The organism is Micrococcus sp. HG099, from assembly GCF_024723355.1.
Taxonomy (GTDB): domain Bacteria; phylum Actinomycetota; class Actinomycetes; order Actinomycetales; family Micrococcaceae; genus Micrococcus; species Micrococcus endophyticus.
Genome location: NZ_JANQCJ010000121.1, coordinates 1 through 6,838, shown reverse-complemented (window position 1 = coordinate 6,838; position 6,838 = coordinate 1). Strand labels below are relative to the sequence as shown.

Here is a 6,838-nt window from a genome sequence, read left to right as displayed (position 1 = left end):
CCCCAGAGTCCATCCCCTCCTCCGACCCGCCCCGCCCAGGTCAGCGCGCAGAGTGGAGGCCATGAGCACCACAGCCGACTCGCAGTCCGCCCACCCCACGCACCCCGGCGCCGGCGCGCCCGGGCCGGGCACGCCGTCGTCGTCCGCCACGACGACGACGGCGCCCGCCGCCTCCGCCCGCGCCCTCACCAAGACCTACGGGCGCGGCGACGCCGAGGTCCACGCCCTGCGCGGGGTGGACGTGGACTTCGCCGCCGGCGCGTTCACCGCGATCATGGGCCCCTCGGGCTCGGGCAAGTCCACCCTGATGCACTGCCTCGCCGGCCTGGACACCCCCACCTCGGGCTCCGTGGTCCTCGGCGGCACCGAGATCACGGGGCTCGGGGACACCGCCCTGACCCGCCTGCGCCGCGACCGCGTGGGCTTCGTATTCCAGGCCTTCAACCTCGTGCCCACGCTCACGGCGGAGCAGAACATCGTGCTGCCGCTCGAGCTGGCCGGCCGCAGGCCGGACCGCGCGTGGCTGGACGAGATCACGGCCACCCTCGGCCTCACGGACCGCCTCAAGCACCGCCCCCACGAGCTCTCGGGCGGCCAGCAGCAGCGCGTCGCCGTGGCCCGCGCCCTGCTCACCCGCCCGGACGTGGTGTTCGGGGACGAGCCCACCGGCAACCTCGACTCGGCCACCTCAGCCGAGGTGCTCGGCCTGCTGCGCCGCTCGGCCCGCGAGATGGGCCAGACGGTCATCATGGTCACCCACGACCCCGTGGCCGCCTCCGCCGCGGACCGCGTGGTCCTGCTCGCGGACGGCCGCCTCGCCGGCGAGCTGCTGGACCCCACGGTCGAGTCGGTGACGAACGCGCTCGCGGCGCTCTCCGCGCCGGGCGCGGCGGACGCGGCCGGCACGTTCGACGTCGCGGCGGACGGGGGGCGCTGACATGTGGACCGTCGCCCTGTCCCAGCTGCGCGCGCAGCCGCGCCGCTACGTCTCGCTGGTGCTGGCCATCCTGATCGGCACCATGTTCCTCGCGGCCTCCTTCCTCGTGTCCGCGTCCGCGCAGGCCACCCTGCGCACCACACTCGGCAACACGTACTCCGCCGCGGACCTCGTGGTGCTCCCGGAGCCGAGCGACCACGCCGACGAGGACCCCACCGCCGCCTTCCCCGGCCTGGCCGGCACCCCGGCCGAGCCGGGCGCGCTGGGCCGCGTGGACGGCGTCGAGGAGGCCTACGCCACCCAGTTCACGTGGGCCGGCGGCAGCGCGGGCGGCACCGAGTTCACCGCGACCCTCCTGCCCGTCCCCGGGGACGCGTCCCTGCTGCCCGTGACCCTCACCGAGGGCGCGTTCCCCGCCGCGGACGACGCGCGGGGCGTCACCCTGGACACCGGCACGGCCGAGCGCACGGGCGTGGCGGTGGGCGACGAGATCGCCCTGACCGGCGCCCCCGGTGCCGGGGCCGGGGACGAGACCGCGACCGTGGTGGGCCTGACCACCCGCTCGCCGGACCCCACCCTCTCCTCCGGCGCCCAGATCTGGGCCGCCGCGCCGGTGATCGCCGCGGTGAACCCCCCGCAGGACGGCGAGGCCGGCGGATCCGGGGCCTACTCGCCCCACGTGCTGCTGCGCCTGACCGACGGGGCCGACCGCGACGCCGTCGCCGACGCCGCCGCCGCGGTGCTGGCCCAGGAGGGCGTGACCGCGAGCGTGACCACCCCGGACGAGGCCGTGCGCGACACGCTGGCCGGCGCCGGCGGCGGCACGGACGTGTTCGGCTGGGTGCTGGGCGGCTTCGCGGCCCTGGCGCTTCTCGTCACCGCGCTCGTCATCGGCAACACGTTCCAGGTGCTCGTGGCCCAGCGCACCCGCGACCTCGCGCTGCAGCGCACCCTCGGCTCCACCGCGGGCCAGGTGCGCGGGTCCGTGCTGACCGAGGCGGTCGTGGTGGGCCTCGTCGGCTCGGTGCTGGGCGTGGCCCTGGCCGTCGTCGGGATGCTGGCCGGCGTGGCGTTCGTGCGCTCCGCGTTCGACTTCCCCACCCTCACCTTCGGGATGGACCCGGCCGGGCTGGCGATCACCGTGGTGGTCGGCGTGCTGGTGACCCTGGTCGCCGCGCTCTCGCCCGCCGTGGCCGCCACCCGCGTGTCCCCGCTGCAGGCGCTGCGCCCGCGCGAGGAGGTCACCGTGGCCTCGCGCGTCGGCGTGGTCCGCACCGTGATCGGCGCCGTGCTGGCCATGGGCGGCACCGCCCTCATGCTGTGGGGCGCGTTCCGGCCGGAGCCGCTGACCGCCGTCGGCGGCGGGGCGCTGAGCTTCATCGGCGTCCTCCTGCTGGCCACCCTGTTCGTGCCGGCCGCCGTGCGCGGCGCCGCCGTGCTGGCCCGCCCGGCCGGTGTCCCCGGCCGCCTGGCCGGCCTCAACGCCACCCGGCACCGCTCCCGCACCGCCGCCACCGCCGCGGCGCTGCTCGTGGGCACCACCCTCGTGGCGCTGTTCCTCACCGGCGGGCGCACCGCCCAGGAGCAGACGGCCCTCGCCCTGGACACCGCCTACCCCGTGGACCTCGTCCTCTCCCTGCCCGCGGACGGGGACGCCGCGCGGGCCGCGGAGGCCGTGGCCGCCCGGGACGACGTCGCCGCCGTGGCCCTCGCGCTGCCCGTCGGCGCCACCGAGAACGGCAGCCCCGTGCTGGCCACCCCCGGCGCGGACCTGCGGAAGGTGGTGGCCGAGCTGCCCGACGGCGAGGACGGCCTCGGCGACCCCGGCACCGCATTCGTGCCCGGCTGGGTGGACGAGGACACCGTGACGGCCACCGTGGCCGGCACCGAGCAGACGTTCTCCGCCGTACACGCCGGCGACCTCAGCTCCGGCGTGTACGTGGAAGCGGACAGCCTGCGCGCCGCCAGCTGGGACGGGTCCCCCGTGGCCACCGAGGGCGTCGAGGCCCCCGACCAGCTGCTCGTGGCCCTCGCCGGAGACGTGCCCGTGGACCGGCTGCAGGCCCTGTCCGAGGACATCACGGCCGCGGCCGGGGAGGGGGCCTCGATCATCGACGGCGGCGCCCCCACCCGGGCGGTGTACGCGCAGGTCATCGACGTGATGCTGTGGATCGTGGTGGGCCTGCTCGCCGTGTCCGTGCTGATCGCGCTGATCGGCGTGGCCAACACGCTGAGCCTGTCCGTGATCGAGCGGACCCGCGAGAACGCGCTGCTGCGGGCCCTGGGCCTGACCCGGGGCGGGCTGCGCGGGATGATCGCGATCGAGTCCGTGCTGATCGCCGCGGTGGCGGCCCTGCTGGGCTGCGTGCTGGGCGTGTTCTACGGCTGGGCCGGATCGCAGCTGATCCTCGGCGAGCTCGTGGAGACCGTGGGCCGGGGCGGCACCGTGCGGCCCGCCATCCCGTGGCTCGAGCTGGCGCTCGTGGTGGGCGTGGCGGCCCTGGCCGGGCTGGCGGCGTCGCTGCTGCCCGCGCGTCGCGCCGCGAGGCTGAGCCCGGTGGCGGGCCTGGCCACCGTGTGACCCGCTGAGGGTCGCGCTCGGGGGGGGCGTTCGGGGGGCGTTTGGGGTGAGTTGTCGGAGGTCCGGGGCGCCTGGACCTCCGACAACTCGCCCCGAACTGCTGGGTGGGGGCATGACGACGCGCGGGGCCCGGGCCCGGGGCTCAGCGCGAGGCGCCGCGGGTGAAGATCGCGGCGCGGACGGCGTCGTCGTCCTCGAGGCCGGCGCCGAGTGCGGAGCCGATCGTGGCCAACCCGCCCACGAACCACGCGAGCTTCACGTACTGCACGAACTCGCCGGGCTCCCCGGTGACCACGTGGAACACGTCCGGGTCCACGAGCAGCAGCGCCCCGGCGAGCGCGGCGAGCATGAGCATCACGTGCAGCACCACCACGCCGATCAGCACCGTCAGGACCGTCGCCAGGTTGAACAGCGTCACCTGCTCCCGCTCGGCCCGCCGGCGCGGCCGCTCCCACAGGTGCGCGCCCACGATCAGGGACAGCGTCACCGCGAGCACCGAGACCGCGCCGAGCACGGCCATCTGCACACCGTTGTACTCGGCGGAGAGCATCCACAGGTCCGTGGTGATCAGGGTCAGCGCGCCCGTGGCGAGCGCGGTGGACATGGAGCGCGTGAGCGAGACGGCCAGCGTCCACGGCTTGTTCGCGCGCACCGTGCCCAGCAGCATGCGGGCGTTGCGCCCCGCCACGCGCAGCGCGTAGGCGGCGGGGGCCTCGCGGTCCCGGTGCTCGACGTCGTCCGCGAGCTGGCGGGCCCAGCCCGCGGCCGCGCGTCGGTCGGCGGCGGAGGGGGCGTCGTCGCCGGGATCGATGCCGAGCACCTCCCCCACCACCCGCGCGACGGCGTCCACGGGCGCCTCCTCGAGGTGCGCGAGGGAGAGCACGCCGGCCGCGTGCACGGGCGAGACCTGCTCGGTGAGGGTGTGCCGGCCCTGCTGCAGGGGCTCGCCCGTCACCCCGACGGCGATGTCCCAGTCCTCGTCCAGCATGCGGTCGCGGGTGATCTCGAGCAGGTCTAGGGCGTCGTCGTCCTCGTCGCCGAGGTCCTCCTGCCGGGCGGTGACGTCCCAGGTCAGGCCGGGGTAGGCGGCGTCGAGCTGCGCGGCGAGGGCCCGGGTGTCCAGGACGGCGGGGTCGGCCGGCCGGGCCACGAGGACGCCGAGCCGGACGCGGACCGGGGCGCCGTCGTCGGGCAAAGAGTCCGCGGGGCGGGCGCCGGACGCGCTGCGGGCGGACGCGGGATCGGGGGCGGCGGAGGAGGGGGTGGGCACGCCTCCCAGGATCCCACGCGCGACACGCCCCGACCGGTGACGGCGCCCACGCCCGGGCCTACGCTGAGCCGCATGAGCGAGCACACCGCCACCCCCGCCCGGGCCGGTTCCCCCGCCTGGATCGACTACTCCGCCACCGACTTCGCCGCCCAGCAGGCCTTCTACGAGGCCCTGTTCGGGTGGACCTTCACGGACTCCGGCGAGGAGTTCGGCCACTACCGCATGATCACCAAGGACGGCGCGTCCGTGGGCGGCGCCATGGACGCCGACCAGATGACCGCCATGACCGGCGAGGCCCCCGCCCCCGCCGCGTGGACCGTGTACCTGCGCACCGAGGACATGGCCGCGACCCTCGCCGCGGTCCGCGAGCACGGCGGCACCGTGCTCGTCGACGCCATGCCCGTGGGCGACCTCGGGACCATGGCGATGGTCGCCGGGCCCGGCGGCGAGGCGGTGGGCTTCTGGCAGGCCGACACGTTCGAGGGCCACGACCTCCCCCTGACCCCCGGCACGTCCGTGTGGTTCGAGCTGATGTCCACGCGCTTCGACGAGGCCGTGGAGTTCTACCGGGCCGTGGCCGGCTGGCAGCCCACGCTCATGGGCGACGACGGCGCCCCGGAGGACGGGCACGCCGCTGCGGACGCCGAGGACGCGGCCCAGGACGGCCCCCGCTACGCGACCGACCACCCGGGCGAGGGCGCGACCGCGGGGCTGTGCGACGCCACCCAGTGGCTGCCCACGAACGCCGTGGGCTACTGGCGGATGTACATCGCCGTGGAGGACACCGACCGCGCGCTCGAGGTGATCCGCGAGCACGGCGGGAAGGTGCTGGACGGCCCGCAGGACTCGCCGTTCGGCCGGGTCACCACCGTGCAGGACCCCGCAGGCGCGACGTTCCAGATCAACGAGGCGCTGCCCGGGCAGGGGTGAGCGGGCGCGCTTCCTGGAGATTCGGGTGACTTGTCGGGGGTGAAGGGGCCTATGACCCCCGACAAGTCACCCGAATCTCGCGCCCCGCCTTCTCGGTCCCGCCATCCCCTCCCCGCCCGCCCGTCTCCTCCTCGCGGAGGAGGCGACACGTCCGACCCCTCGCTAGGGTGAGGCGCATGTCCGCCCCCGCACCCGCGTCCCCCGCGCCTGTCGCGACGGCCGGCACCCCTGCGCCCGCCCCTCACGCCCGCGCCCTGGGCCCCGGCTGGCGACGCGCGGACGCGATCACGGCCGCCGTCCTCGCCGTGGCCGGCGTCGAGCTGGCCTACCTCTCGGACTTCATCAGCGAGATGCCGTGGAGGCACGACGTCGGCTGGGTGGCCCTCGGCGCGGCCGCCCTCGCGCTCCCGCTGGCCTGGCGCCGCCGCTTCCCCGTGACCGTCATGCTGACCGTCTCGGTGCTGTACATCGCGCTCGCCTCGTGGGTGGGGATCGAGCTGTACGCCTCCCAGGTGGTGCTCTTCCTCGGGTTCTACTCGGTGGGCGCGTGGTGCCCGGACCGGCGCCGGGCGCTGTGGTCCCGGACCGCCGTCGCCGCAGCCATGGCCGTGTGGCTCGGCTGGGCCACCGTGGACGGGTTCACGGACCCCGAGGTCGGCGAGCGCGGCGTCAACGCGTACGCGGCGGTCGCGGCCATCCAGTTCCTGGTGAACCTCGCCTACTTCTCCGGCGCGTGGAGCTTCGGCGACCGCGCCTGGCGCGAGGCGATCCGGCGGCAGCGGCTCGAGGCCGCGCACGCGGAGATCCGCGCCCAGCAGGCCCGCATCGCGGCCCAGGAGGTGAGCCTCGAGCGGCTGCGGATCGCCCGGGAGCTGCACGACGTCGTCGCCCACCACGTGACCGCCATGGGCGTGCAGGCCGGCGCGGCCCGCCTCACCCTGGACCGCGACCCGGAGGCCGCGGCCGGGCACCTGCGCGGCATCGAGTCCTCGGCGCGCGAGGCCGTGGCCGAGCTGAAGACCATGGTGCACACCCTCCGCGACGCCGACACCGCCCCCGACTCCCTGCCCCGGCTGGCCGACCTCGAGGACCTCGTGGCGGAGGCCGTGCGCCTGGGCAC

General features: G+C 76.2%; 5 protein-coding genes. 4 read left to right on the top strand and 1 reads right to left on the bottom strand.

Annotation, left to right across the window (positions count from 1 at the left end):
- Nucleotides 1–61 precede the first annotated feature (61 nt).
- Together NWP10_RS09780 and NWP10_RS12455 are read left to right on the top strand one after the other, a co-directional pair.
- On the top strand, nt 62–937 hold the full coding sequence (locus NWP10_RS09780) for an ABC transporter ATP-binding protein (RefSeq protein WP_258300763.1): 876 nt from the start codon (nt 62–64) through the stop codon (nt 935–937).
- A gap of 1 nt (nt 938) precedes the next feature.
- Nucleotides 939–3,518 (top strand): FtsX-like permease family protein, encoded by a 2,580-nt coding sequence (locus NWP10_RS12455; protein WP_309137720.1) that lies wholly within the window; start codon nt 939–941, stop codon nt 3,516–3,518.
- Nucleotides 3,519–3,660: 142 nt separating this feature from the next.
- On the opposite strand, the gene NWP10_RS09765 is transcribed toward NWP10_RS12455, so the two are convergent.
- Nucleotides 3,661–4,788 (bottom strand): hypothetical protein, encoded by a 1,128-nt coding sequence (locus NWP10_RS09765; RefSeq protein ID WP_258300762.1) that lies wholly within the window; start codon nt 4,786–4,788, stop codon nt 3,661–3,663.
- A 72-nt stretch (nt 4,789–4,860) separates the two neighbouring features.
- On the opposite strand from NWP10_RS09765, the gene NWP10_RS09760 reads away from it, so the two are divergent.
- Complete coding sequence (locus tag NWP10_RS09760; RefSeq protein ID WP_258300761.1) at nt 4,861–5,718, top strand: VOC family protein; 858 nt, start codon at nt 4,861–4,863, stop codon at nt 5,716–5,718.
- A gap of 176 nt (nt 5,719–5,894) precedes the next feature.
- Nucleotides 5,895–6,838, top strand: a 944-nt coding sequence (locus tag NWP10_RS09755; RefSeq protein WP_258300760.1) for a sensor histidine kinase, incomplete at its 3' end; no start/stop codon positions are given.

Coding starts and splice junctions, on each gene's coding strand:
- NWP10_RS09780 (WP_258300763.1), top strand. CDS start 62: ATGAGCACCACAGCCGACTCGCAGTCCGCCCACCCCACGCACCCCGGC.
- NWP10_RS12455 (WP_309137720.1), top strand. CDS start 939: ATGTGGACCGTCGCCCTGTCCCAGCTGCGCGCGCAGCCGCGCCGCTAC.
- NWP10_RS09760 (WP_258300761.1), top strand. CDS start 4,861: ATGAGCGAGCACACCGCCACCCCCGCCCGGGCCGGTTCCCCCGCCTGG.